Below are 24,359 nucleotides of genomic sequence, written 5' to 3'. Positions count from 1 at the left end.
ACCTCACCGGCGCGGGAACGCCTCGGCCTCGGTGTGCACGCTCAGCCCGCCGAACGGCCGCCGCGACACGACCACCCCGGACCGCCGCGGCACCGGAATGACCACGTCCTGCCCGGCGACCGGGGCGCGCCGCACCGCACGGCGGTGGACCACGAGCGCCGCGGCGCCGAGCACTGCCGTGGCGATCACGTAACCGGCGATCATCGCGGGCGCGTTGCCGACCAGCGGCGGGACGGCGAAGGCGAACGCGACGCTTACCGCCGCGATCAGGTGCCGGGCACGTGCGGTCCCCGCGGACGCCGCCAGCGGAAGGACTGCCCAGAGCACGTACCAGGGCTGGACGACCGCGCCGCAGAGCAGGGCCACTGTGAAGATCAGGCCCAGACCGCGGATAGGTGCGACACGGTGGCGGGCCATGGCGACGAGCAGGGCGGCCACCACTGGTACGCAGACCAGCAGCCCGGCAGCGTTGGCCACCCGCACGGCCAGGGGGGTGGCGTCGCCACCGGCCAGCGCGCCGATCAGCATGCCGGTGGCGGTGGTCGGGGACATCCAGCTGTAGACGGAGAGCGCACCAAGCGGGCTGGACATCCAGCCGAACCCGGCGGCGGCGGAGAGCGCGGCCGTACCGGCGATCGCCCCGGCCACCACCGCGACAAGTGGCCGGACCGGGCGGCCGGGCCGGTGCATCAGCGCGATCACCACGACGCAGAACGCGGCACCGGCAACAAACTTGATTGTGGCGGCGAGCGTGAGCAGCGTGACGCCGGCCGCGAGCACCCCGATCGACCGCTCGACGCCGAGCCGGCCGACGCCGGCAAGCGCCAGCTCCAGGCCGGCCAGCATCAGGCCCAGCATCAGCGCGTCGTTGTGCACGCCGCCGAGCAGGTGCCAGAGCACAAGCGGGTTGAGCAGGCCGAGCCAGAGCGCGGTACTCGGCGCGACACCGGCCCGGGCGGCGAGCCGGGGCAGCGCCCACGCGATCAGCGCCAGGCCGGACACCGCTATCAGGCGGTAGACGAGCACGCCCACGGTCAGATGTTCGCCGGTCAGCAACGCCACGCCGCGGGAGAGCAGCATCCAGGCGGGCCCGTACGGCGCCGGCGTGTCAAGCCAGTAGTGGCTGACCTGCTGGGTGAAGACCGAGTCGGCGCCGAGTGCGGCGGCCGGGCCGAGCCGGTACGGGTCCAGTCCGGCCGCCGCGGTCGCGCCCTGCGCCAGGTAGCTCCACACGTCCCCGCTGAACAACGGTGGCGCGAGCAGCAGCGGCGCGCCCCAGGCCGCCGCGATCGCATAGAGCTGCCGGGGCCCGGCCGACCGGCGCCCGATGATCAGCCACGCACCGGCCACGGCGCCCATCGCGATCAGGCCTGCCGTGATGGCGACGATCTCCGGCAGACGACTACTTGCCGTGACCGCGGCGAGGGCGGAGGTGGCGAGCGCGCCGACCGCCGCCACCGGCCCGGTTGCCAGCGGCCGGACGCCCGGGGGCGCGCCTGCCGGCGATCCGGCCAGGGTCGCGTTAGTGCTGCTCATCGGTTTACCCTCTCCATGTATACACACGGTGTAGTCCGGCACTAAGACTGCCCGATGAGACATCGAGGCGCCTCTGTCCAGAGGAGGGGAACCAGAGCCGTCCACCTCGGCCGAAAGTTATAGATCGTCACTCAGTGCACGCACGGATGGACGCCTCAAGGATGTCGAGGCCGGTGTTCAACTCGGCGTCGGTGATCGTCAACGGCGGTGCGATCCGGAAGATCCCGCCCATACCTGGCAGCTGCACGATGTTCAGGTGCAGGCCTCGGTCAAGGCAGGCGGACGTGACGGCCGCGCCGAGCGCCTCGGCCGGCTCCCTGCTCTTCTTGTCGCGGACCAGCTCGATGCCCTGCAGCAGGCCGCGGCCGCGTACGTCGCCGACGACCTCGCACGCGCCGCGCAGCGCCCGCAGCCGTTCGCCGAGCCGTTCGCCCAGCTCGGCCGCGCGGGCCACCAGGCCGTCCCGCTCCACCACGTCGAGCACGGTAAGCGCGACGGACGCGGCAAGCGGGTCGGAGACGTGCGTGGTGTAGAAGAGGAACCCGCGCTCGTGGCAGGTCTCCTCCACCGGGGCCGAGGCGATCACGGCCGCGACCGGCAGCCCGGCGCCGAGCGTCTTGGAGAGCGTCAGGAGGTCCGGGGTGACGCCGTCGCGTTCGAACGCGTACATGGTGCCGGTGCGCCCGAGGCCGGTCTGCGCCTCGTCCAGGATGAGCAGCATGCCGCGCTCGTCGCACAGCTCGCGGAGCCGCCGCAGGTAGCCGAGGGGCAGTTCGAGAATGCCGCCGGACGACAGGATCGGCTCCACAAGGCACGCCGCCAGGCTGCCTGCCGACTGCCGGTCGACGAGCGCGAAGCCGTAGGCCAGCTCGGCCGCCCAGTCGTAGTCGCCGTCAGCGGTCCGGAACGGCGACCGGTAGCCGTTCGGCGCGGGCAGGGCGAGGTTGCCGGGGGCCGCCGGGCCGTACCCGCGCCGCCCGGCCGAGAACGTCGCGGACGCGGCGCCGTGTGTCATTCCGTGCCAGGACCTGTCGAAGGAGACGATCTCGTACCGGCCGGTGGCGAGCTTGGCCATCTTGATCGCGGCCTCGTTCGCCTCCGCGCCGGTGCTGAGCAGCATCATCCGATCCAGCCCGACCGGGAGCGTGCCGGTCAGCCGGGCGGCCAGGTCGACCACCGGGCGGCTGAGCATGCCGCTGTAGAGGTGGTCGAGCGACGCGACCGCTGACGAGACCGTGGCCACCACGTTCGGGTGCGCGTGACCGAGGATCGCGCTCATCTGCCCAGACGTGAAGTCGAGGATCGCGCGGCCCTGCTCGTCGTAGACGTACGCGCCGCTCGCCCGCTCGATGATCCGCGGTGTGAAGCTCGCGCCGTACCTGATGAGCAGGCGCCCGGCGTCCTCCCAGAAGGTCATGCCCTGCATCCTCGGTCACTCCACCGGCCGCCCACAAGCGCTGATCATGTCGTGAGCAGCGCGTGAGCCGCGGCCTGTGCCACCCACGGGCCCGCGGCCCGCGGGAGCGTGCGGGCTGCACCACGCCGGGAGTGGGCACCTGAATGAAAAGGCCCCCACCCGCGGAAAGCGGGTGAGGGCCGGAAAATCCTGGTCCTGCTAGTCGAGCGTGTGGTCCTTGTTCTCCTGGTACGTGGCGCCGCCGTCCGACTCGGCGCTGAGCGGCTTGGCGCCGCCCTCCGGCGGGCCCGCGACGGACTGGTGTCCGGCGGCGAGCTCGGGGAACTTCGCGTCGAAGGCCGGCCGCTCGGAGCGGATGCGCGGCATGCGGTCGAAGTTGCGGAGCGGGGGCGGGCTGGAGGTGGCCCACTCGAGGCTGTTGCCGTGGCCCCACGGGTCGTCCACCGTCACCAGCTTGCCGGACTTGTACGACTTCCAGCAGTTGTAAAGGAACGGCAGCGTGGAGAGGCCGGTGATGAACGCACCCACTGTGGAGATGACGTTCAGCTCGGTGAACCCGTCGCCCACCTGGTAGTCGGCGTACCGGCGGGGCATGCCCTCCGCACCCAGCCAGTGCTGCACCAGGAACGTGGTGTGGAAGCCGATGAACGTCAGCCAGAAGTGCAGCTTGCCGAGGCGCTCGTCAAGCATCCGGCCGAACATCTTCGGAAACCAGAAGTACACGCCGGCGTAGACGGCGAACACGATGGTGCCGAAGAGGACGTAGTGGAAGTGGGCGATCACGAAGTACGTGTCGGAGACGTGGAAGTCGATGGGCGGGCTGGCGAGCAGCACGCCGGACAGGCCGCCGAAGAGGAACGTCGTGAGGAAGCCGATCGCGAACAGCATCGGTGACTCGAAGCTGATCTGGCCGCGCCACATGGTGCCGATCCAGTTGAAGAACTTCATACCGGTCGGGACCGCGATGAGGAAGCTCAGGAAGCTGAAGAACGGCAGCAGCACCTGGCCGGTGGCGAACATGTGGTGCGCCCACACGGACATCGACAGCGCGGCGATCAGCAGCGTCGCGGCCACCAGGCCCTTGTAGCCGAAGATCGGCTTGCGGCTGAAGACCGGGATGATCTCCGAGATGATGCCGAAGAACGGCAGCGCGATGATGTACACCTCGGGGTGCCCGAAGAACCAGAAGAGGTGCTGCCAGAGCATCGGCCCGCCGGTCTCCGGGTTGAAGACCTGGGCGCCGAGGATGCGGTCCGCGGCCAGCGCGAAGAGCGCGGCGGCGAGGAACGGGAAGACCATCACCACGAGCAGGCTCGTGACAAGCATGTTCCACGTGAAGATCGGCATGCGGAACATCGTCATGCCGGGCGCGCGGAGCGTCAGGATGGTGGTGATCAGGTTAACGGCGCCGAGGATGGTGCCGAGGCCGGAGAGCGCCAGGCCGACGACCCACATGTTCGCGCCGACGCCGGGGCTGTGGATGCCGTCCGACAGCGGCGTGTAGGCGAACCAGCCGAAGTCGGCGGCGCCACCGGGCGTGAAGAAGCCGCCCATGGTGATCGTGCCGCCGAACAGGTACAGCCAGTAGGCGAACGCGTTGAGCCGCGGGAACGAGACGTCCGGCGCGCCGATCTGGATCGGGACGATGTAGTTGCCGAACGCGAACACGATCGGCGTCGCGAAGAACAGCAGCATGATCGTGCCGTGCATCGTGAACATCTGGTTGTACTGCTCGGGCGAGAGGAACTGCAGGCCCGGTGCGGCCAGCTCGGCACGGATCAGCAGCGCCATGAGACCGCCGAGCAGGAAGAACACGAAGGACGTGATCAGGTACATGATCCCGATCTGCTTCGCATCCGTCGTGCGCAGGACTCGCGCGAACGCCGACCCCTTGACGGGCTTATGCACCGGCCAGGGCCGGGTGACAATCGGCTTCGGTGCGACGGTGGTCACGAGCAGCCTCCGGTCTTCTAGCTCACCACGTGGGCACGACGCACAGTTGATCTGCAGACGTACCTCTCGGGCAGAATAATCCTTCCGAATGCTCCTGTAGGCACGGGGTGACCAAACGCGCCGTTAAGGACGTGTGCATCGCCTCGGAGACCTAGGCTGGATCACGCAGCGGCGCGTAGTACTCCCGGAAGATACGGTCGCCCCGCTTACGCAGCAGCGGGTCACGCGTGTCCGGCGCGACGTCGCCGGTGCGGTCGCGGTCGCGGGTGCGGTCCAGCACCCATCTGGTGCGCGGGCGGCGGCGCTTCTCGTACGCATCAAGCGCGGCCGGCAGATCGTTCGGATGGGCGCGCAGCACCTCGGCGAGGACCGTCGCGTCCTCGAGCGCCATCGCCGCGCCCTGCGACAGCGTGGGCGATGTGGAGTGCGCTGCGTCACCGACAAGCAGCACCCGGCCGCGGGACCAGCCGGCCACCTCGACCTCCTCCGGCGCGGCGAGCTGCACTTTCTCAAGCGCGTCGAGCACCGCGGGCACGGGTCCGCCGTAGCCGCCGAAGACCTCGCGGACGCGGGCCAGCCCGTCGGCCGGGAGCGCCGCGCCCTCCGGCACGCTCTCGTGCGCATAGCAGTAGAGACGCCTGTCGCCCATCGGCATCACCACGAAGCTGGAGTGCTCGCCGAGCAGGCCGGTCCACTCGGGGACCGCGGGGCCGCCGTGAACGACGCTGCGGTAGACGAACTGCCCGGTGCGGCGTGCGGCGCCGCCCAGGCCGGCCAGCGCGCGGACCGTGGAGCGCCTGCCGTCCGCGCCGATGACCAGGTCGTAGTCGGTGCGGGTGCCGTCCGCGAAGTCCACCTTGACCGGCCCGTCCTCGTCCAGTTCGAGGCCGGTGACCGCGGTGTTGTGACGTACGACTCCGCCGACCGCGGTGAGCAGCACGCGCTGCAGGTCGGTGCGGGGCAGCGCGCGGGACTCGCCGACACCCTCCCAGAGCGCGGCGAGGTCCAGCTCGCAGAGGGGATCACCGGCGGCGTCGCGGATGGACTGGCGGCTGATCACCGCACCGAGCGGGCGGAGCGGGCCGGTGAGTCCGAGGCCGGCGAGCGCGCGGGTCGCGTTTCCGGGCAGGAATATGGCGGCTGCCGGGCCGGCCGCGGGTGGCTCCCGATCGACGACGTCGGGCCGGAGACCGGCCATACGCAGAGCCCGGGCGACACCGAGACCGGCGATGCCGGCGCCGACGATCAGGATCCGCAGGGTGGTACCGGCCATGTGAGCGACGCCTCCGAGGGGTGGGCACGCGTTGAAGCCAAGAGATTACTCGCCGCGAACGGCACCATGGTAGAGGCGTATGACTCGCATTGCGGCCCGTCCCGCCGCCGGGTGACCATGAACTCGCGCGTTTCCGCAGTTCAGCTCACGGCCACACCGGTGGAAGTTCTATCGCTGAACGCGCGCGCCCTTGCCGCCGACGAGCGCCCGCACCTCACGCAGCGACGCCATGGACGTGTCGCCGGGCGTGGTCATCGCCAGCGCGCCGTGCGCGGCTCCATATTCGACGGCCTGGTCGATGCCGAACCCTTCGAGCAGACCGTAGATCAGCCCGGAGGCGAAGCTGTCACCGCCGCCCACCCGGTCCATGATCTCCAGTCCGGGCCGGTGGGTGGCCTCGGCGAACGTGCCGTCCTGCCAGGCGATCGCGCCCCAGTCGTTGACCGTGGCGGTCTTCACTGTGCGAAGCGTGGTCGCGACGACCTGGAAGTTCGGATAGTCCTTCACGGCCGCCTCGATCATGGCGCGGAACGCGGCGGTCTCCAGGGTGTCCAGGTTCTCCGAGACGCCTTGGACCTCGAAGCCGAGCGAGGCGGTGAAGTCCTCCTCGTTGCCGATCATCACGTCGACGTACCGGGCGAGGCGGCGGTTGACCTCCTGCGCGCGGTCCTTGCCGCCGATCGCCTGCCAGAGGCTGGGCCGGTAGTTGAGGTCGTAGGAGACGATCGTGCCGTGCCGGTGCGCGGCGTCCATCGCGGCCTCGATCACGTCCGGCGTGGTCTCGGAGAGTGCGGCGTAGATGCCGCCGGTGTGCAGCCACCGGACGCCGAGCGTGCCGAACAGGTGCTCCCAGTCCACGTCGGACGGCTTGAGCTGGGCCGCGGCGGTCAGGCCGCGGTCCGAGACGCCGACCGCGCCGCGCACGCCGAAGCCGCGCTCGGTGAAGTTGAGGCCGTTGCGGACCGTGCGGCCGATGCCGTCGTACGCCGCCCAGTGGATGAAGGACGTGTCCACGCCGCCCTGCAGGATCAGATCCTCAAGCAGCCGGCCGACCTCGTTGTCCGCGAACGCGGTGACCACTGCGGTGCGCTTGCCGAACGCGCGGCGCAGGCCCCGGGCCACGTTGTACTCCCCGCCGCCCTCCCAGGCGCGGAACGAGCGGGCCGTCTTGATCCGCCCCTCGCCCGGATCGAGCCGGAGCATGATCTCGCCGAGCGAAACCGCATCGAAGGCCGCGTCGGTACGGATGTTCAGCATGCGGCTGCCTCCTTGAGCGCGGCGGCGGTGCGGGCGGTGACCTCGGCCCAGTCCTGGGCGGCGAGCAGGTCGGGCGCGACCATCCAGGTGCCGCCGACCGCGAGCACTGACGGCAGCCCGAGGTAACCGGCGAGGTTCGCGGTGGTGACGCCGCCGGTCGGGATGAACCGGACGTTTGCGAACGGCGCGGAGAGCGCCTTGACCATCGGCGCGCCGCCCAGCTGCTCGGCCGGGAAGAACTTGACAGTGGTCAGCCCGACGTCGAGCGCCATCTGGATCTCGGTGCCGGTGGCGATGCCCGGGAAGATCGGCACCTGCAGCTTCTGCGCGCGCGCCACGACCTTCGGCGAGAAGCCGGGGCTGACCAGGAACGTCGCGCCCGCCTCCACCGCCTGGTCGACCTGCTCGACGCGGGTCACGGTGCCGGCGCCGACAAGCAGCTCCGGCCGCCGGGCCATGGCCCGGATGGCGTCGGCCGCGGCGTCGGTGCGGAAGGTCACCTCCACGCTGCGCAGGCCGCCGGCGAGGAGCGCGTCGGCCAGACCGTCTGCGGCGGCCGCGTCGTGGAGCACGACCACCGGCAGAATCCGGCCGGCCTCAATCGTCTGTTCAAGATGGCGAACGTCAGTCACGTATGTGACCATAGCCCTCGTGCCTCCGACCCTGTCAAGACAAACGACAATCAGGGGGTACGCCGTGAGGAGCCCCCTGTGACCGATGACTGGCAGCCCGTGAAGTCCGCCGACCGGACGCTGGAGATCCTGGAGCGCCTCGCCGCGCACCCCGGCAGGTCCCTTGTCGAGCTGGCCCGCGAGCTGGACATCCCGAAGAGCTCGCTGCACGGCATCCTGCGGACCATGGCCCGCCGCGGCTGGGTGGAGACGGACCCGACCGGCACCCGCTTCGGCCTCGGCATGCGGGCGCTGCAGGTCGGCGCCGCCTACCTGGAGGCGGACGACGCGGTCGGCATGCTGTCCGCGGTCCTGGACCGGCTGGCCGCGGAGCTCGGTGAAACTGTGCACCTCGGCCGCCTCGACGGGCCGAACGTGGTCTACATGGCGAAACGCGAGTCGATCCACCCGCTGCGGCTCTACAGCGCGATCGGCCGGCACCTGCCCGCGCACGCGACCGCGCTCGGCAAGGCGCTGCTCGCCGGGCTGTCCCCGGCCGCGGTGGACGCATTGCTCCCCCGCCCGCTGGCCGCGCTGACCCCGCACACGATCACCGACCCGGCCGCGCTCCGCACCGAGCTGGACGCGATCGCGCGGCAGGGCTGGTCGATCGACCGGCAGGAGAACACGGAGGGCATCGTGTGCTTCGCGATGACGGTGCCGCTGCGGACGCCTGCCACGGACGCGATCAGCATCTCGATCCCGGCCGCGCGGGTGACCGCGTCCACTCAGGAGAAGGTGCTTGACGTGCTGCGGAGCGCCCTCGGCGGCGTACGGGCGGCGCGCGCTCTTCTTTCTTAAGAAGAACAAAAGGCGGCTTTGGGTTGCCTGTGGTTTTCAGGCGTGTAAATCTGTGGGGGCCCTTGGGAGCGCTCCCGGTGCAGGTCGCCCAACCTGGGCCGAATCAGCTCAGCCAACCTGAGCCGAATAAGCGCAGCCCAGCCTGGGCTGGAAATGGCGCAGCGCAGTCTGCGCGCCGTTACAGCGCCAGGGGTGCTACCCGGAACCCCACCATCCGGCTCCACGGACACCCTTAAGGACTGTACTCATGAAACGACCGATGCGCGCCATCGCGGCGGCCGCCCTGCTGATTGCGGGTGCGGCCACCGCGTTCGTGACCAACGGCGTCGCCCACGCCGACACGCAGATCTGCGAGCAGTACGGCACGGCCACGATCCAGAACCGGTACGTCGTGCAGAACAACCGCTGGGGCACCTCGGCCGAGCAGTGCATCAACGTGACAGGCACCGGCTTCTCCATCACCCGCCAGCAGGGCGTCGGCAACACCAGCGGCGCGCCCGTCTCGTACCCGTCGATCTTCGTGGGGTGTCATTACACGAAGTGCTCGCCGGGCACGAACCTGCCGATCCAGGTCAGCGCGATCACCAACGCCACCAGCTCGATCGACTTCACCTATGTCTCCGGCACCTACGACGCCGCGTACGACATCTGGCTGGATCCGTCGCCCAAGCGGGACGGCGTGAACCAGATGGAGATCATGATCTGGTTCAACAGGCAGGGGAACATCCAGCCGATCGGCTCCCCGGTCGGCAACACCACGATCGGCGGCCGGACCTGGGAGGTCTGGCAGGGCAGCAACGGCGCCAACAACGTCATCTCCTACGTGGCGCCGTCCGCGATCCCGTCCTGGAACTTCAGCGTGCTCGACTTCATCAACGACACCCGCAACCGGGGTGCGATCACCAACTCGTGGTACCTGACCAGCATCCAGGCCGGCTTCGAGCCGTGGATCGGCGGCGCGGGCCTGGCGGTCAACTCGTTCTCCGCCTCGGTCAACGGGACCGGCACCAACCCGACCACGGTCCCGACCACGTCGTCCCCGTCGCCGACCCCGACGGCCACCACGACGCCACCCGCGCCGGCCGGTGGCTGCGCGGTCACCTATGACGCGAACAGCTGGAACGGCGGCTTCACCGCGAACGTCACGGTCCGGAACACGAGCACCTCGCCGATCAACGGCTGGGACCTCGGATTCGCGCTCCCGGCGGGCCAGCAGGTCGGAAATTCTTGGAATGCCACCGTTACCCAGAACGGGCAGAATGTCTCTGCGAAGAACATCGGGTGGAACGGTGTGATCGCCGCCGGGGCCTCAGCATCGTTCGGGTTCCAGGCGAGTTCGGCGGGCGCGTTCGCCAAGCCGGGCGCGTTCACGCTGAACGGCACAGCCTGCGCGGTCGCCTAACCCCGCGCAGTTCCCACAGAGGAGGGGCCGGCCCGCACCGGCCCCTCCTTTCCATTCCCGCCGCTCGCCGCAGCCCAGACTGAAGATCAAGTGCCTCCCCGGGGGTACGGGGTGCGCCCGGAAAACCGACTGCGGCTCGCATAGGGGCGGAAAAGGCGGGTAAGCGGCACCGGTGGACGATGTGACAGTGGTCGTGGCCAGCCGGAACCGCCGTGATCAGCTGTTGCGTTACCTGCCGCGGCATGAGGTGCCGGTGATCCTGGTGGACAACGCGTCCGAGGACGGGACCGCGGACGCGGTAAGCGAGGCGATGCCGCACGTGCACGTGGTGCGGGCGCACACGAACATGGGCGCGGCGGCGCGGAACGCGGGAGCGGAGCTGGCGGCCACGCCCTACGTGGCGTTCGCTGACGACGACTCCTACTGGGAGGCGGGCTCGCTCGGCAAGGCGGCGACGCTGCTCGACGTCCATCCGCACGTCGCGCTGCTCGCGGCACAGGTGCTTGTGGGGGCGGACGGCCGGGGCGACCCGATCTCCGCGGCGATGAAGGCGGCCCCGCTGGGCTCACCCCCGGATCTGCCCGGCCCGGCCGTGCTCGGCTTTCTCGGCTGCGCGGCAGTGGTCCGCCGGGACGCGTTCCTGGCCGTGGGCGGATTCAACCCCACGCTTCACGTGTACGGCGAGGAGGCGCTGCTCGCCATGGACCTGGCCGCGGCCGGCTGGGGCCTGGCCTACGTACCCGCGCTGACCGTCCGGCACCTGCCACTGCCCACGGGCCGGGACATCGAAGGACGCCGACGACGGCAGGCCCGCAACGACCTGCTCACCGCGTGGCTGCGCCGCCCCCTCCCGATCGGCGCCGCCGCAGCTCGGGCGGCCTGGCGCGCGGGCGGCCCGGATCGTGCCGGGCTGGGCGACGCGGCCCGGTTGCTGCCGTGGGCGCTGCGCAACCGGCGGCTGCTCCCGGACCACGTCGAGGCCTCGGTCCGCATGCTTGCCGGCGCGCACGCCTGAGCGCCGGCCGGCGGGCGGATCAGAAGCGGCTGCTGAGCACGCCGAGCACCTCGTCGTACCGGCCCTCGGCCACCGCGTTGCGCTGCCACTTGACCCGCTCGACCAGGATCTCGGAGGCGTCCGGCTGCGATTCAAGCAGGCTCAGCGACTCGTCGAGGAATTCGTCGAGCGGCATCGCGATCTCACTGTCCTGCTGGTTCATCAGCGTGGTCCGGGTGGCCGGCGGTACCCACTCGATGACCTGGACCGCCGTGTCCCGCAGCTGAACCCGCAGGCTCTCGGTGTACGAGTGGATCGCGGCCTTGCTCGCGGCGTAGCTCGGCGTCGCGGGCAGCGGCACGAAGGCCAGCCCGGACGAGACGGTCACGATCGTGGCCTGCGGCTGCGTCCGGAGGATCGGCAGGAACGCGGCGACGAGCCGGACCGGCCCGAGCAGGTTCGTGACGATCGTGGCCTCCGCGGTCGCCAGCGACGCCGGGTCGAGCAGGTTCTCCGGGAGCATGATGCCGGCCACCGTGACAAGCGTGTCAAGCGTGGGGTGACGGTCCGCGAGCGCGGCGGCCGCGGCCGCGATCGACGCCGGCTCGGTCGTGTCGATCTCCACCGTGTCGATGCCGGGGTGCTCGGCCGCGATCCGCTCCAGCAGCGCGGTCCGCCGCCCGCCGATGATGACGGTGTTGCCCCGCTCGTGCAGCCGCAGCGCCAGCCCGAGTCCGATGCCGGACGTGGCGCCGGGGATGAAGACTGTGTTTCCGGTGAGCTTCATGATCTTCCTGTTCTGGGCATGGTGGATCACCCGAACCAGTACGGCCGGGTCGGGACGGATGGACGGATCTAGTGGAAGAGCTGGCCGGCGAGGACGGAGAGGAAGGCGAGCTGCTCGCCGGCGCCGGAGCCGGGCGCGGGCCGGAAGAGATGGAGCCGGTGGCCGGTCTCCGGGCTGAGGACCACGTCGCACTGCAGGTCGAGCGCGCCGGCCTCCGGATGCAGCAGCCGCTTGCGGACCGAGGCAAGCGGCGCGACCTCGTGTGCCGCCCACAGCTCGGCGAACTCAGGGCTGCGGGCCAGGAGTTCGTCGACGATCTCCTGGCCGTACCTGTCCCCCGGTGGCCGCCGGGCCAGCCCGGCCCGGAAGTCGGCGACGTACGCCCGGCCGATCGCCAGGTGTTCCGCGGGATCGTTGAGCGCGCGGGAGGACGGGTCGGTGAACCAGCGCCAGATCACGTTCGACTTGTGGTCCGGCAGCCCGGCCCAGCGGCCGAGCAGCGCGGTGGCGGCCCGGTTCTGCGCGATCACTGTGCACAGGTCGTCGGTGACCTGGGCGGGAGTGTCGCCGAGCGCGTCGAGCAGGAACAGCATGGCCGGATCGACGTGCGCGTGGGCGGAGTTCCGGGGTGGCGGCTGGTGCCCGCCGAGCCGGAACAGGTAGTCGCGTTCGTCCGCGGACAGCCGCATGGCGCGGGCCAGCGAGGCGAGCGCGGCCGGGGAGACGCTGCCGGTCCTGCCCTGTTCCAGCCGTGAGTAGTAGTCGGCGGAGAGGGCGGCCAGGAGCGCGATCTCCTCACGCCGCAGGCCGGGGGTACGCCGCCGGCCGCCACCGGGGAAGCCGACGTCCTCCGGCAGCAGCGCCTCCCGGCGGCTGCGCAGGAACCGGCCCAGCTCGTCGAGTCCGGTCACGGTGTCCTCCTCCCCTCGTGGTGCGGTGTGATCCCAGTCTGGCCTCTGCCGTCGTGGTTTCCCGCGCCGTCTTTATCCGGGGAGTCGAGGATCGGGGATAAATCGGTCAGCCGTGGGTGCAGGCCAGCGCAACGGTGGCGCCGGTGGCGATCATGAGGGCCAGCGTGAGGGCCGCATATCCCAGGCGCTGCTGGATCAGGACCCGGCGGTCGTGACGGCGCCGGTCGGGGCACGGGTCCGGTGGCGGCGGGACGGCCTCCGGCGCGGGGCGCGGGCTCGGCTTCGCGTTGCGCCCCTGGCCGCCGCGGTACCGGCGTGACATCTGGTTGAGGGCGGGGCGTGCGGGTGGATCGGTCGGCGGCTGACTGGTCACGGAAGCATTTTCGAGTGCGGGAAGCGGCATTGACAACATAAAATGCCGATTCGCACGTGTCCCGTTTCGGACGCCATGGAAGACCTTTCCACGCAATTCCCATGCAAGACAGCTTCTCGCAACTGAGTGACACTAGCCAATGACTACGGGTATTTACTATGGTCGGCGGCGAGCGCGGGAGGTGCTGGTGGCGGAGGAGACGGTGCCATTCACCGGCGACCCCGACTCGACCGCATACGCAGCCGAGCGGGCGCGCGCCGGGTCGCATCCACTGATTCTGATCGGCCCGGACGACGTCGCTGACGGTCAGGCACGACGCATCCGGGAACTGTTCGCGGCAGTCGAGTCGATCGCGGTCCGGCCGGTCACGTTGCGCAGTTCCGGCGACCGTCCGGGGATCGTGCCCGCACACGTGCTGCGGGCGATGGCGATGCCGCCGGGCGTCGAGCCGGCGCCGGCCGGGGCGCTCAACCCGTACCTGCTAATGACCCAGGGAGAGACGTTCTGGCAGGGTCGCCGGGCCGGCCTGCCCGCGCCGGTGCTCACCCGGACGATCAGCTGCACCCGGGCACCGCTGCTGCTGACGGACGCCCGGTCGACGACCGCACACTGCGGGCACTGCCCGGCCTGCCTCACCCGCCGTGCCGGGCTGCTGGCCGCGCTCGGCCGTGACAACACGCCGTATCTGACCGATACCTGGAACGTTGCCGATCATGGGGACACGCTCCGTGATCGGGAGGCGGTCCGGGTCTGGCTCCGGCGCGATCTTACCGGCGTTGACCTGGATCTTCCCGCGAACGCCCCGGTGGACGCCTCCCCCGGGCGGCTGCGCGCGGCCATTGAACGGGCCCGGATCGAGTTAAGGCGAATGTTCGACACCGGGGGCGACCGACGGTCGGAACCGTCCGCCGCATAGCCGATGCCGGGTCACCGAGCCGGTGGGCATGCGAACCGCTCAGCGGAGTCGGCACGGGCGCGAACGCGAGCAGAATTAGCCTTGCGCGGCCACCCGGCACGATCGGTCGCCGCCACCTACCGACGGCAGGCAACCTGTCCGGAGACGCGGCCCGACCGGCCGCTCCCGGAGGACGAAGGGGGCGGGTTCGATGCCCGGCAACCACACTGATCCGCTGGCCGAGCTGCTCGCGGCCGGCACGGCGACCGTGGATCGGCCGAACCTCGGCGCCGGCTACCGCGGGTACGACGCACCGAGGCCCAAGGGCGGCACCGTGGATCTGCGCATCACGATGGGCTGGCGCCACTCCGGGAAGATCACTGTGGACAGCCTGGGACGGCTCGCCTTCCCGGTACTGCCGGACCGGCCCGGTCTCTACCGCTTCACCTGGGTCGACCCGATCTGCGGGCACCGCACGTTCGTCGGCGAGACCGGCAACCTGTGGCGGCGGCTCATCGCTTACCGGCACCCGGGCCCGGGCCAGATCAGCGACCAGTACATCAGCGACCTGCTGCTGACCCACCTGAGCACGGGCGGCACCGCGGACGTGGCCGTCGCCCTGTACGGCGCACTTCACGTCAGCGGTGCCGAGCGGGAGCTCGATCTGGCGTCCGCGGCCTCGCGCGAGCTGGCCGCCAGCGCCGCGCTCATGCAGTGCGCGGTCGCCGGCGACACCGACATCCTCAGCTGATCAGGCGCTACGCGTCTCAGGAGGTCGGCGGCTCGTCCTTGCCGGCCTCCTCGAGCGCGTCCGCCTCCTCCTTGGTGGCGTGCACCGCGCCGTCCGCGTGCTCGGCCGGCCCGTAGACCGTGTAGAGCACCAGCGGGTTCGGGCCCTCGTTGGTGAAGTTGTGCTTGGCACCGGCCGGGACGATGACCATGTCGCCCTGGGTGACCTTGCGCGTCTGGCCGCTGACCTTGGCCTGGCCGACACCGCTGACGAACGTGAGGATCTGGTCCACCTCGTGGACCTCCTCACCGATCTCGCCGCCGGTCGGGATCGTCATGATCACGACCTGGGTGTGCTTGCCGGTCCAGAGGACGCGACGGAAATCCGAGTACTGCTCTGCTACGGTGGCGATCGTGTAGTGCTCCATGACCTCTGTTCTACCCCGGTCTCCGCCCCGCCATTCGGGTCTTTCGGCCCCGTCTCCGACATCACGCCCGCCGGACGTCACGTGGTCTTGAGGGACCAGCGGCCCGGCTCCGCGAGGCCCGTCACCGGCGGCGTCACCCGGTCGTGGCGGCGGACGCGGAACAGCAGCAGTGACAGCACGGCCGCGCCGAGTGCGAGACCGCCCGCGACGTACCAGGCCAGCGTGTACTCGCCCAGCCGGTCACGGACCAGGCCGGCCGCGGTGGCCGCGATCGCGGCGCCCACCTGGTGCGAGGCGAAGACCCAGCCGAACACGACCGCGCCGTCCGCGCCGAAGTACTGCCGGCACAGCGCCACGGTCGGCGGGACAGTGGCCACCCAGTCCAGGCCGTAGAACAGGATGAAGACCAGCATGCTCGGGCCGGTCTCCCGCGCGAACAGCAGCGGCAGCACCATCAGCGACAGGCCGCGCAGCCCGTAGTACGCGCCGAGCAGGATCCGGCTGTCGAAGCGGTCGGTCAGCCAGCCGGACGCGATGGTGCCGACGATGTCGAACACGCCGATCAGCGCCAGCAGGCTCGCGGCCGCGGCCTCGGTCATCCCGTGGTCGTGCGCGGCCGGGATGAAGTGCGTGCCGACCAGTCCGTTCGTGGTAGCACCGCAGATCGCGAAGCCGCCCGCGAGCAGCCAGAACGCACGCGTCCGCGCGGCCGGGCGCAGTGCGCGCACCGCCCGTACCGCCGCGTTGCCCTGGGGTTGTGGCACCTGCTCCCCCTCGGCCGAGGCGCCGTAAGCGGTCACGCCCAGATCGCGCGGGTGGTCGCGGAGGAAGAACCAGATCAGCGGTACGACGAGGAGCGCGGCCACGGTGACGGTGAGCGACGCGGTGCGCCAGCCGTTGTCGCGGACAAGCACGGCCAGGACCGGCAGGAAGATCAGTTGGCCGGCCGCGCCGCCCGCGGTCAGCACGCCGGTGACCAGGCCGCGGCGCTTCACGAACCAGCGCCCGGTAACTGTCGCCACGAACGACAGCGCCATCGAGCCGGTGCCGAGCCCGACCAGCACGCCCCAGCAGAGCAGCAGCTGCCAGCTCGCGTTCATGAACACGGTCAGCCCGCTGCCGGTCGCGACGAGCAGCAGCGCCACTGCCGCGACCCGCCGGATGCCGAACCTGTCCATCAGCGCGGCCGCGAACGGCGCGGTCAAGCCGTAGAGCAGCAGGTTCACGCTGACGGCCGCGGAGATCACGGCGAGCGGCCAGCCGAACTCCGCGTGCAGCGGGTGCAGCATGACACCGGGCGTGGCCCGGAAGCCGGCGGCGCCGATCAGCGCGACAAACGCGACCACGGCGACGAACCAGGCGGGATGGATTCGGTAGTTCCGCACGGTAACGAGTTTCTTCATGACCGGCCGTTACTACTAGTGGCCCACAGGCCAGTGTGCGCAAGAATTGGGCCATGCATTCTCAGCACCGGCCCCCGACCGGCGAGCGCGACGCCCGGCACATCGTGGCCGTGCTCGCGCTGCCCGGCGTCGTGCCGTTCGACCTCGGCACGGCCGTCCAGCTGTTCCGCTCCGCCCGCGACACAACCGAACGGCGCCTCTACAAGACCCGCGTGTGTACGCCGGACGGGCGCCCGATCACGGCCGGCGCGGGCATCCTGATCGGCCCGGAGGACGGCGCCGACCTGAGCCTGCTGGCGGTGGCCGACACGATCGTGGTGCCGGGCGTGGACTCCGGGCCACCTGTCACGGACGGCACGCTGGACCCGGCCGTCCACCTCGCGCTGCGCACCGCACACGCGCGCGGCGCCCGCATCGTGTCGATATGCACCGCCTCGATGGTGCTTGCCGCCGCCGGGCTGCTCGACGACCGCCCCGCCACCACGCACTGGGGCTGGGTGGACACGTTCCGGCGGCTCTACCCGCAGGTCAAGCTGGACCCGGAGGTGCTGTTCGTGGACGACGGCGAGGTGCTCACCTCGGCCGGCGTCGCGGCCGGCATCGACCTCTGCCTGCACATCATCCGCACCGACCACGGCAGCGAGGTCGCCAACCGGGCCGCCCGCCGCTGCGTGGTCCCGTCCTGGCGTGAGGGCGGCCAGGCCCAGTACATCGAGCGCCCGGTCCCCACCTCCCCGGCCGGCGCGGACACGGCCGCGACCCGCCGCTGGGCGCTGGAACATCTCGCCGACCCGCTCACCCTGCCGGACCTGGCCGGCCACGCCCGGATGAGCGTGCGCACGTTCACCCGCCGCTTCCGGGAGGAGACCGGCGTCAGCCCCAACCGCTGGCTCCTCCAACGCCGTCTCGACCTGGCCCGCCAACTCCTGGAGACCACCACGCTCAACGTCGACCAGATCGCCCGCCGCTGCGGCCTCGGCACCGCATCCTCCCTCCGCCAACACCTGCACACCGCGATCGGCGTGGCCCCCAGCGCCTACCGCCGCGCCTTCCGCCGTACCGAGGTGGCCTGATCGATGCCGGTCGCGCGAATCAGAGCGGCTTCGCGCCGTTGATGGTGAGGCGGAGGCCGTAGAGCGATGACGTCGCCGTGATGTAGAGCTGGTTGCGTTTCAGGCCGCCGAACGTGAAGTTGGAGACGGTCTCCGGGACGTGCAGCTTGCCGATAAGCGTGCCGTCCGGGTCGAAGCAGTGCAGGCCGTCGCCGGCCGCGACCCAGACCCGGCCGTCGGCGTCCAGGCGCAGGCCGTCGAAGCTGCCGCTGTCGCAGGTGGCGAACACGTCGCCGCCGGTCAGCGTGCCCTCCGGGGTGACGTCGAAGCGGCGAAGGTGCCGGCGGGCGGTGTCCGCAATGTAGAGCCGGGTCTCGTCGAGGGAGAAGGCCAGGCCGTTCGGCTTCGCGAAGTCGTCCGCGACCCGGTGCACCTCGCCGGTGTCCGGATCGGCGCGGTAGACGTGGCAGGCGCCGATCTCGCTCGGCGACCGGTGACCCTCGTAGTCGCTGTCGATGCCGTAGCTCGGGTCGGTGAACCAGATCGCGCCGCCGGACTGCACGACCACGTCGTTCGGGCTGTTCAGGCGCTTGCCCTCCCAGCGGTCCGCGATCACTGTGAGGCTGCCGTCATGCTCGGTACGGGTGACGCGCCGGTTGCCGTGCTCGCAGCTGACCAGGCGGCCGGAACGGTCGACGGTGTGGCCGTTCGCGTAGCCGGACGGCTCCCGGAACACGCCGACCACGCCTGTGGTCTCGTCGTACCGCAGGATCCGCTCGTTGGGGATGTCGCTGAAGATCAGGTAACGGCCGGCCGGGAAGTACGCCGGGCCCTCCGTCCAACGGCAGCCGGTGTGCAGTCGCTGCATCCACTCGTCGCCGTTGATGCGCGCGAACCTGTCGTCCAGGACCTCGAATCGTGCCTTGACCAACTCCGTCATCCCAGCAGATTAAGAGCAGATGCGCGGGGCACGTAACCTGTACCGCGTGGTAGAGCGGGCGCAAGCGCGGCAGGTGCTGGCCGCGGGACGCCGGCTGCGGGACGCCGCCGAGCGGGTCGCGGACGGCGATCGGCACATCAGGGGCGAGGCACGCGACGCCTACCTGCAGGAACGCGACCAGTTGCTGGCCGCGCAGCTGGAGACGCTGCCGATCTCGGCGCTCCGCGACGCGGGCGGCGCGAAGGTCCGGACCGGGCCGCTTGAGAAGGCCGGGCTGACCACTGTCGGCGCGGTCCGGAGCCGGTCCGAGGCTGAGCTGGCGCAGATCCCCGGGCTGAGCGCGGCGAGCGCGCGGCAACTCAAGGAGACCGCCGAACAGGTCGCCGAGGCGGCCGAGCGGTCGCTTGCGGTGCGCGTCAACGTCGACAAGAAGGACCGGGCCGCGACCGCGCTGCTCACGGCTACTCACCGGGTGCTGCGGGCCGAGCCCGCGGTGGCGCCGGCGCGTGGCCCGGCCCGGCGGCTCGTGGACGAGTTGGAGTCCGCGCTGCGGTCCGCGACGGTCGCGGGCAGCCTGCTGCGGAGCCTGTTCGCCGGCCGGGCCGGGCGGGAGCGGGCCGGCGCCGCGGTCGAGCAGCTGCGGCGGATGGTCCAGGACGCGGACCGGGAGAAGCTGCCTGCCGCACTTGCCAAGGCGGAGCGGGCGATCCGCGAGCGCCCGGCCACGCCGCGCACGGTGTGGAAGGACTTCGAGAAGCGGTCCGCGGAGTACTACACGGCCTTCGGCGAGCTTGGCGCGGAGCAGCCGGACCTGGACTCGGCCCAGGGCTTCCTGCCGACCGACATCACCGGGCGGGTACGCCGCCAGGAACTCGACGACACGTTCCGGACCGTGACGCTGCGCGGCTACCAATCCTTCGGCGCCCGGTTCGCGCTGGCCCAGGGCCGGGTGATCATCGGGGACGAGATGGGCCTCGGCAAGACGGTCCAGTCGATAGCCGCGATGGCGCACCTGCGGGCCCGGGGCGAGACGCATTTCCTGGTGGTCTGCCCGGCCAGCGTGATGGTCAACTGGACGCGTGAGGTCGCCGAGCGAAGCAAGCTGAACGCCTACCTGCTGCACGGCGGCCAGCGCGGCCCGAACCTGCGGACCTGGCTTGAGGACGGCGGCGTCGGCGTGGCCACAGTGGACTCGCTGCACACGCTTGACGTGCCGGAGCGCGCACGGGTGGCGCTGATGGTCGTCGACGAGGCGCACTACGTGAAGAACCCGGACACCCGCCGGTCGAAGGCGGTCCGCGAGTGGACGGCCCGGGTGCCACGGGTGATCTTCCTGTCCGGCACGCCGATGGAGAACAAACTTGACGAGTTCCGCAACCTGATCGAGTACCTGCAACCGCGGGTGTCGGACGGGCTGGACCTGTCCGAGACCGCGGCCGGCCCGGTGTCCTTCCGGCGCGCCGTCGCCCCGGTCTACCTGCGGCGCAACCAGGAGGACGTGCTCAAGGAGCTGCCCGAGCTGGTCAAGGCCGAGGAATGGTCACGGTTCAGCCGGGCGGAACTGCTTGACTACCGGGAGGCGGTCGCGGCCGGGAACTTCATGGCGATGCGGCAGATCGCGTTCACCGCAGACCCGAAGGGCGGCAAGCTGAACCGGCTGAAGGAGCTGGTCACCGAGGCCAAGGAGAACGGCCGCAAGGTGGTGATCTTCTCAAACTTCCGCTCGGTGCTGGCCCAGGTGACGGAGCTGCTGGGCCCGTCCGCGTTCGGGCCGCTGACCGGTTCCACACCGGTCGAGGAACGGCAGAAGCTCGTGGACGCGTTCAGCGCGGTCCCCGGCCACTCCGTGCTGATGAGCCAGATCCAGGCCGGCGGCGTGGGACTTAACATCCAGGCCGCCTCCGTGGTGATCATCTGTGAGCCGCAGATCAAGCCGACGATCGAGGACCAGGCCGTGGCCCGCGCGCACCGGATGGGCCAGGTGCGATCCGTACAGGTGCACCGACTGCTCACCGAGGACGGCCCGGACCAGCGAATCCTCGACATCCTGCAACAGAAGCGGCAGATCTTCGACGAGTACGCCAGGCACAGCGAGGTCGCGCGGTCCAGCCCGGACGCGGTGGACGTCGACCTGGCCAAGGCCGTGATCGCGGAGGAACAGCGCCGGCTGGCGGTCTAGGGCGCCGCACCAAGCCCTGAAGATCAAGATCTAGAAGCGTTTCCCGCTCTGCGGGTGGTGCTGCCCGCACGCTCCCGCGGGCACCGGTCCCGCGGTGGCCGGGAAGACCACACAGTTCTACAGGACCGCCGCCCGGCGCACCGCGAGCGTGCGCAGGCGACGGGAGAGCCGGGCCAGCGGCGGGCGGGCGTGCGGATCCGGGTCCAGCGCCGGGAGCAGCACATCGTCGAGCTCGGCGGCGTCCGGGCGAAGCATGCCGGGCGGGATCGGCGGCGTGCCCGGGAGCACGCCGGTGACCGCCTCGTAAAGCAGTGCGGCCAGGTCGCGCACGTCCGCGGCCGGCCCCGGAAATGCGGCCGGGTCCTGGAACGCGGCCCGGCCGAGGTCGCGCGGCAGGATCCGGCCGTCCACCGTGATCAGCAGCGCGTCCGCCTCCAGCGCGCCGTGTGCGAAGCCGCGGGCGTGCAGCGCCTCAAGTGCTGCGCAGAGCGCTGGCATCCCGTGCCAGAGCAGGTCAAGGACCTGCCGGGGGTACGGCACGGCGCCCAGCACCTCCGGCAGCGTGCCGGCGGCCGGGAGCGCCACGATCAGCGTGACGCTGCCGGGCGCGGGCACGGTGTCGATCAGGCGCGGCAGGCCGGGCAGGATCCGCAGCCGTTCCATCAGGAGGCCCTGCGCGGTCAGGTCGCCGAGCGCGCGCTCCGCCCCCGGTGTGGGCCGGAACGAGTGGGCCTGGATCAGCCACACGTCCCGGGCGACCGGGGTGAGCTGGCGGGCACGGGCGCGGCGCACCTCGTGGCAGTGGTCCGGCGCGGGCTCGACGGTTACCGGATCGAGCAGCAGGAACGCGGCCTGGCCGAGCCGCACCTTGGCGCCGGACCGCCACGAACCGCCCGGAGCTGCGTCGATCGCGGGTCTCATGGCTGCCGACCCTAGTGCCGGCGACGCGGCCGGTGCCCGATCAGCTCCTCTTCGTACCCATTGATGAGTTCTTCGGTCTGGGGTGGATCGTGTCAGGCGAGATCGGTCCGGGCCGGCTCGGCGCCGGTCAGGTAGTGCTGCGCGACCTCGCGGCGGCGTTTGTCGATCGCCATGCCGGCGGTGTAGGCCCGGGCGTCCCGCCAGAATCGGTCGAAGCCCTGCTGCGCCGCGGTCGGCCAGTCGCTTGTCGTCTCGTACAGGCCGAAGGTGACCTCGGTGGCCAGGTCCGCGGCGAGGATCGGCAGCCGGGAGACGCGTACGGCGAGTTCGGCCCGCTCCGGCCAGGTGAGCGAGGGCCGCAGCGCGGCGTCGCCCAGCCGCTCGGCGATCCGGTCGGCCAGCCCGCCGGCCGCGTCCAGCGCGGCGACCCAGGTGCCGTAACCGGCGAGGGCCCGGGTACCGGGCATCGAGTCCGCGGGCCGGCCGGTGCGGCAGTAGCCCATCGCGCCCTCCGCGATGCCGAGGCAGAGGTGGCCGGAGACCGCCTGCACCGCGAGGCCGAGCAGCGACGCGCGGGGCGTGGCGCGGTCCGGGTCGAGCGAGCAGACGACGTGCTCGGACGGGATCCAGACCCGGTCGTAGCGGACGGTGATGCCGTCCGGCCGGGGCACGGTGCTCTCCGGCCCGGACGTGAACGTCACGCCCTTGCTGTCCCGCGGCACACCGACCAGCAATGGTTCCGCACTGTCCGCCACCGCGGCCGCGACCACTGTCATGTCCGCCACGGCCACGCCGATCGGGGCCAGCCGGGTGCCGGAGAGCCGGTAGCCGTCGCCGTCCGCGGTGAGGTCGAGCGGCGTCGCGCCGGGCACCACGACGTCGCTCCACAGCCATTGGCGTTCGGCCGAAGGGCGGCCGAGCAGCTGCTGCACGCGCGGGCCGCCGGCCAGCCAGATCGAGGCGTTGCTGACGTAATGGTCGCCGAGCAGGTAGCCGATCCGGCCGTCCGCGCGGGCCAGGACGCGGACCGCCGCGAGCGCGGTGCGCCAGGTCAGTCCCGCGCCACCGTGCGCGGCCGGAGTCAGCAGCGTCAGCAGACCATGCTGGCGCAACAGTTCCGCCTCGGCGACCGGCGGGGCGGGCTCACGGTCGGCGGTGCGCCGGGTGTGGCCGTCGATCAACTCGGCGACCCGCTCCGCGCGGGTCACCCAGATCCGGTGCTCGGCCTCCCGTTGTTCGGGGGTCGGCGGGCGTCCAGCCTTCACCGCGCCAAATTAGACGATTGCGAACGCTTTCGGGGGGACACGGCGTGGTTTTTCGGGCTGAGATGCCATCGGTCGATCGAACGACCCCGGTCGTGGATGCGGGTAACCGCTACGCTGCCGTGCGTGACCTGGGTTTCCGGAAGCCGGCGGAGACCGGCACTGCTTCGCAGACTGCCGTGGGGCCGGGCGGATCCGCCGTGCCCGCCGATGTCCACAGAGGAGGAGTCGGGCTATCCGGCGCTCGCCGCGGAGCTGGCGTTGCTGCGCGGCGAGCTGGTGCCCGCGCTGCTGCGTGTACAGCGGGCTGCCGAGCGCCATCAGCGGCGGCACCGCCGTCAGCAGGCGGCGATGCTGGCGCTGACGATGCTGACCGCGGTGGGCGGCGCCGCGCAGGCCGCGTGGGAGTCGTCACTGTGGCCCGGCGTCGTGACCGGCCTGGCCGCGGCCGCCGCCACGGTCTTCACCGGGTACGCGTTCCGCCGCCGGTCACTTCCGGAGTTCCAGCGGTGCCGGCGGGAGGCGGAGGCGCTGCGTACCGTCTACTTCCGGTTCCTGACCGGCCCACCGCCCGGGGGCGCCTCCGGCCGGGCCGCCTTGATCTCCGCGATCGCGCGGGCGCGGGCGGCCTCGCATGGGTGACCGGGACGCGCAGGCGCTGCGGGCCTACCTGCAGCATCGGTACGCGGACCAGTGCGCCTACTACGAGAGCCGCGCGGACGAGTACGCGTCCGCCCACGGCCAGGCAGTGGTGGCGAGCACCGTGCTGCTGCTGGCCGCCGGCGCGTGCGGCGTGCTGGGCGCGGCGGACGTGTGGGCGTTCCGGTCCGGCTGGGGTGTTCTCGCGGTGGCGTTCGCCGGCGCGGCCGCGTTCCTCACCGGCTATGACGCGCTGCTCGGCTTCGAGTCGATCGGCGGGCTGTACCAGAACACCGCGGACCGCCTGTACGCGTTGCGCGCGGTGGAACCGGACCCGTCCGAGGCCGATCCGGCCGTGGTCGAGGCGTACGTGACCGCGGTGGAGAGCGTGCTCGCCCAGGAGCACGTGCGGTGGGAGGAGCTGATCGAGGACCCGCCGGACCTGCGCCGCGCCTGAGGTTAACGCGCGGAGGGGCGCCCGCGGTGTACGCGGGCGCCCCTCTCCCCCTTGGCGCGTGCGGCAGGTCTTCGGCGGC

General features: G+C 71.4%; 23 protein-coding genes. 9 read left to right on the top strand and 14 right to left on the bottom strand.

Going from position 1 to position 24,359, the window contains the following annotated elements; genetic code table 11:
• Nucleotides 1–3: 3 nt before the first annotated feature.
• From mptB to eda, 6 genes are all read right to left on the bottom strand, one after another.
• Nucleotides 4–1,536: a polyprenol phosphomannose-dependent alpha 1,6 mannosyltransferase MptB gene (mptB, locus tag ACIA8K_RS10360; protein WP_396057128.1), complete on the bottom strand. Its 1,533-nt coding sequence runs from the start codon at nt 1,534–1,536 to the stop codon at nt 4–6.
• Between the two features lie 127 nt (nt 1,537–1,663).
• Nucleotides 1,664–2,953 (bottom strand): aspartate aminotransferase family protein, encoded by a 1,290-nt coding sequence (locus tag ACIA8K_RS10355; RefSeq protein ID WP_396057126.1) that lies wholly within the window; start codon nt 2,951–2,953, stop codon nt 1,664–1,666.
• 198 nt (nt 2,954–3,151) lie between these two features.
• Nucleotides 3,152–4,906, bottom strand: a complete 1,755-nt coding sequence (ctaD, locus tag ACIA8K_RS10350) for a cytochrome c oxidase subunit I (RefSeq protein WP_396057124.1) — start codon at nt 4,904–4,906, stop codon at nt 3,152–3,154.
• Between the two features lie 151 nt (nt 4,907–5,057).
• The gene (locus ACIA8K_RS10345) at nt 5,058–6,179 is read right to left on the bottom strand and encodes an FAD-dependent monooxygenase (RefSeq protein ID WP_396057122.1); all 1,122 of its coding nucleotides are present in this window, start codon (nt 6,177–6,179) and stop codon (nt 5,058–5,060) included.
• A gap of 168 nt (nt 6,180–6,347) precedes the next feature.
• Nucleotides 6,348–7,436 carry a sugar kinase gene (locus ACIA8K_RS10340; RefSeq protein WP_396057120.1) on the bottom strand — a complete coding sequence of 363 codons (1,089 nt, stop codon included), beginning with the start codon at nt 7,434–7,436 and terminating at the stop codon, nt 6,348–6,350.
• Entirely contained in the window at nt 7,430–8,068 is a 639-nt protein-coding gene (gene eda / locus ACIA8K_RS10335; RefSeq protein WP_396057118.1) for a bifunctional 4-hydroxy-2-oxoglutarate aldolase/2-dehydro-3-deoxy-phosphogluconate aldolase, read from the bottom strand. Before eda ends, ACIA8K_RS10340 begins: the two co-directional genes overlap by 7 nt.
• 78 nt (nt 8,069–8,146) lie before the next feature.
• Between eda and ACIA8K_RS10330 the strand changes: the two genes are divergently transcribed.
• The 3 genes from ACIA8K_RS10330 to ACIA8K_RS10320 all read left to right on the top strand — a co-directional run bounded on the left by ACIA8K_RS10330 (nt 8,147) and on the right by ACIA8K_RS10320 (nt 11,325).
• Nucleotides 8,147–8,908, top strand: coding sequence for an IclR family transcriptional regulator (locus ACIA8K_RS10330; RefSeq protein WP_396057116.1), 762 nt, complete (start codon nt 8,147–8,149; stop codon nt 8,906–8,908).
• A gap of 247 nt (nt 8,909–9,155) precedes the next feature.
• The gene (locus ACIA8K_RS10325; RefSeq protein WP_396057114.1) at nt 9,156–10,310 is read left to right on the top strand and encodes a cellulose binding domain-containing protein; all 1,155 of its coding nucleotides are present in this window, start codon (nt 9,156–9,158) and stop codon (nt 10,308–10,310) included.
• 172 nt (nt 10,311–10,482) lie between these two features.
• Entirely contained in the window at nt 10,483–11,325 is an 843-nt protein-coding gene (locus tag ACIA8K_RS10320; RefSeq protein ID WP_396057112.1) for a glycosyltransferase family 2 protein, read from the top strand.
• 19 nt (nt 11,326–11,344) lie between these two features.
• On the opposite strand, the gene ACIA8K_RS10315 is transcribed toward ACIA8K_RS10320, so the two are convergent.
• From ACIA8K_RS10315 to ACIA8K_RS10305, 3 genes are all read right to left on the bottom strand, one after another.
• Entirely contained in the window at nt 11,345–12,091 is a 747-nt protein-coding gene (locus ACIA8K_RS10315; protein WP_396057110.1) for an SDR family oxidoreductase, read from the bottom strand.
• A gap of 68 nt (nt 12,092–12,159) precedes the next feature.
• Complete coding sequence (locus ACIA8K_RS10310; RefSeq protein ID WP_396057108.1) at nt 12,160–13,002, bottom strand: helix-turn-helix transcriptional regulator; 843 nt, start codon at nt 13,000–13,002, stop codon at nt 12,160–12,162.
• Nucleotides 13,003–13,108: 106 nt separating this feature from the next.
• Nucleotides 13,109–13,375 carry a hypothetical protein gene (locus ACIA8K_RS10305; protein WP_396057106.1) on the bottom strand — a complete coding sequence of 89 codons (267 nt, stop codon included), beginning with the start codon at nt 13,373–13,375 and terminating at the stop codon, nt 13,109–13,111.
• A 187-nt stretch (nt 13,376–13,562) separates the two neighbouring features.
• On the opposite strand from ACIA8K_RS10305, the gene ACIA8K_RS10300 reads away from it, so the two are divergent.
• Together ACIA8K_RS10300 and ACIA8K_RS10295 are read left to right on the top strand one after the other, a co-directional pair.
• The gene (locus ACIA8K_RS10300; protein ID WP_396057104.1) at nt 13,563–14,291 is read left to right on the top strand and encodes a hypothetical protein; all 729 of its coding nucleotides are present in this window, start codon (nt 13,563–13,565) and stop codon (nt 14,289–14,291) included.
• 190 nt (nt 14,292–14,481) lie between these two features.
• Nucleotides 14,482–15,021, top strand: coding sequence for a hypothetical protein (locus ACIA8K_RS10295; protein ID WP_396057102.1), 540 nt, complete (start codon nt 14,482–14,484; stop codon nt 15,019–15,021).
• 16 nt (nt 15,022–15,037) lie between these two features.
• Here the strand turns inward: ACIA8K_RS10295 and ACIA8K_RS10290 are convergent, their stop codons facing one another.
• Both ACIA8K_RS10290 and ACIA8K_RS10285 read right to left on the bottom strand, forming a co-directional pair.
• Nucleotides 15,038–15,427 carry a cupin domain-containing protein gene (locus tag ACIA8K_RS10290; protein WP_396057100.1) on the bottom strand — a complete coding sequence of 130 codons (390 nt, stop codon included), beginning with the start codon at nt 15,425–15,427 and terminating at the stop codon, nt 15,038–15,040.
• 77 nt (nt 15,428–15,504) lie between these two features.
• Nucleotides 15,505–16,830 (bottom strand): MFS transporter, encoded by a 1,326-nt coding sequence (locus tag ACIA8K_RS10285; protein ID WP_396057098.1) that lies wholly within the window; start codon nt 16,828–16,830, stop codon nt 15,505–15,507.
• A 53-nt stretch (nt 16,831–16,883) separates the two neighbouring features.
• Between ACIA8K_RS10285 and ACIA8K_RS10280 the strand changes: the two genes are divergently transcribed.
• Nucleotides 16,884–17,903: a GlxA family transcriptional regulator gene (locus tag ACIA8K_RS10280; RefSeq protein WP_396057095.1), complete on the top strand. Its 1,020-nt coding sequence runs from the start codon at nt 16,884–16,886 to the stop codon at nt 17,901–17,903.
• A 19-nt stretch (nt 17,904–17,922) separates the two neighbouring features.
• On the opposite strand, the gene ACIA8K_RS10275 is transcribed toward ACIA8K_RS10280, so the two are convergent.
• Entirely contained in the window at nt 17,923–18,822 is a 900-nt protein-coding gene (locus ACIA8K_RS10275; protein ID WP_396057093.1) for an SMP-30/gluconolactonase/LRE family protein, read from the bottom strand.
• A 46-nt stretch (nt 18,823–18,868) separates the two neighbouring features.
• Here ACIA8K_RS10275 and ACIA8K_RS10270 point away from each other — a divergent pair, with 46 nt between their 5' ends.
• Complete coding sequence (locus ACIA8K_RS10270; protein WP_396057091.1) at nt 18,869–21,001, top strand: DEAD/DEAH box helicase; 2,133 nt, start codon at nt 18,869–18,871, stop codon at nt 20,999–21,001.
• A 117-nt stretch (nt 21,002–21,118) separates the two neighbouring features.
• Here the strand turns inward: ACIA8K_RS10270 and ACIA8K_RS10265 are convergent, their stop codons facing one another.
• A complete protein-coding gene (locus ACIA8K_RS10265; protein WP_396057089.1) occupies nt 21,119–21,922 on the bottom strand; it encodes a hypothetical protein in 804 nt (267 codons plus the stop codon).
• A 92-nt stretch (nt 21,923–22,014) separates the two neighbouring features.
• Nucleotides 22,015–23,187: an acyl-CoA dehydrogenase family protein gene (locus ACIA8K_RS10260; RefSeq protein ID WP_396057087.1), complete on the bottom strand. Its 1,173-nt coding sequence runs from the start codon at nt 23,185–23,187 to the stop codon at nt 22,015–22,017.
• Nucleotides 23,188–23,394: 207 nt separating this feature from the next.
• Here ACIA8K_RS10260 and ACIA8K_RS10255 point away from each other — a divergent pair, with 207 nt between their 5' ends.
• Both ACIA8K_RS10255 and ACIA8K_RS10250 read left to right on the top strand, forming a co-directional pair.
• Nucleotides 23,395–23,826, top strand: coding sequence for a DUF4231 domain-containing protein (locus ACIA8K_RS10255; RefSeq protein WP_396057085.1), 432 nt, complete (start codon nt 23,395–23,397; stop codon nt 23,824–23,826).
• Entirely contained in the window at nt 23,819–24,280 is a 462-nt protein-coding gene (locus ACIA8K_RS10250; RefSeq protein ID WP_396057083.1) for an SLATT domain-containing protein, read from the top strand. Before ACIA8K_RS10255 ends, ACIA8K_RS10250 begins: the two co-directional genes overlap by 8 nt.
• Nucleotides 24,281–24,359: the final 79 nt, after the last annotated feature.

This window comes from Catenuloplanes sp. NPDC051500, assembly GCF_044454585.1.
In the GTDB taxonomy this organism is placed as follows: domain Bacteria; phylum Actinomycetota; class Actinomycetes; order Mycobacteriales; family Micromonosporaceae; genus Catenuloplanes.
Note: the sequence above shows the minus strand (reverse complement) of the source record. Positions and strands in the feature narration are given on the sequence as shown.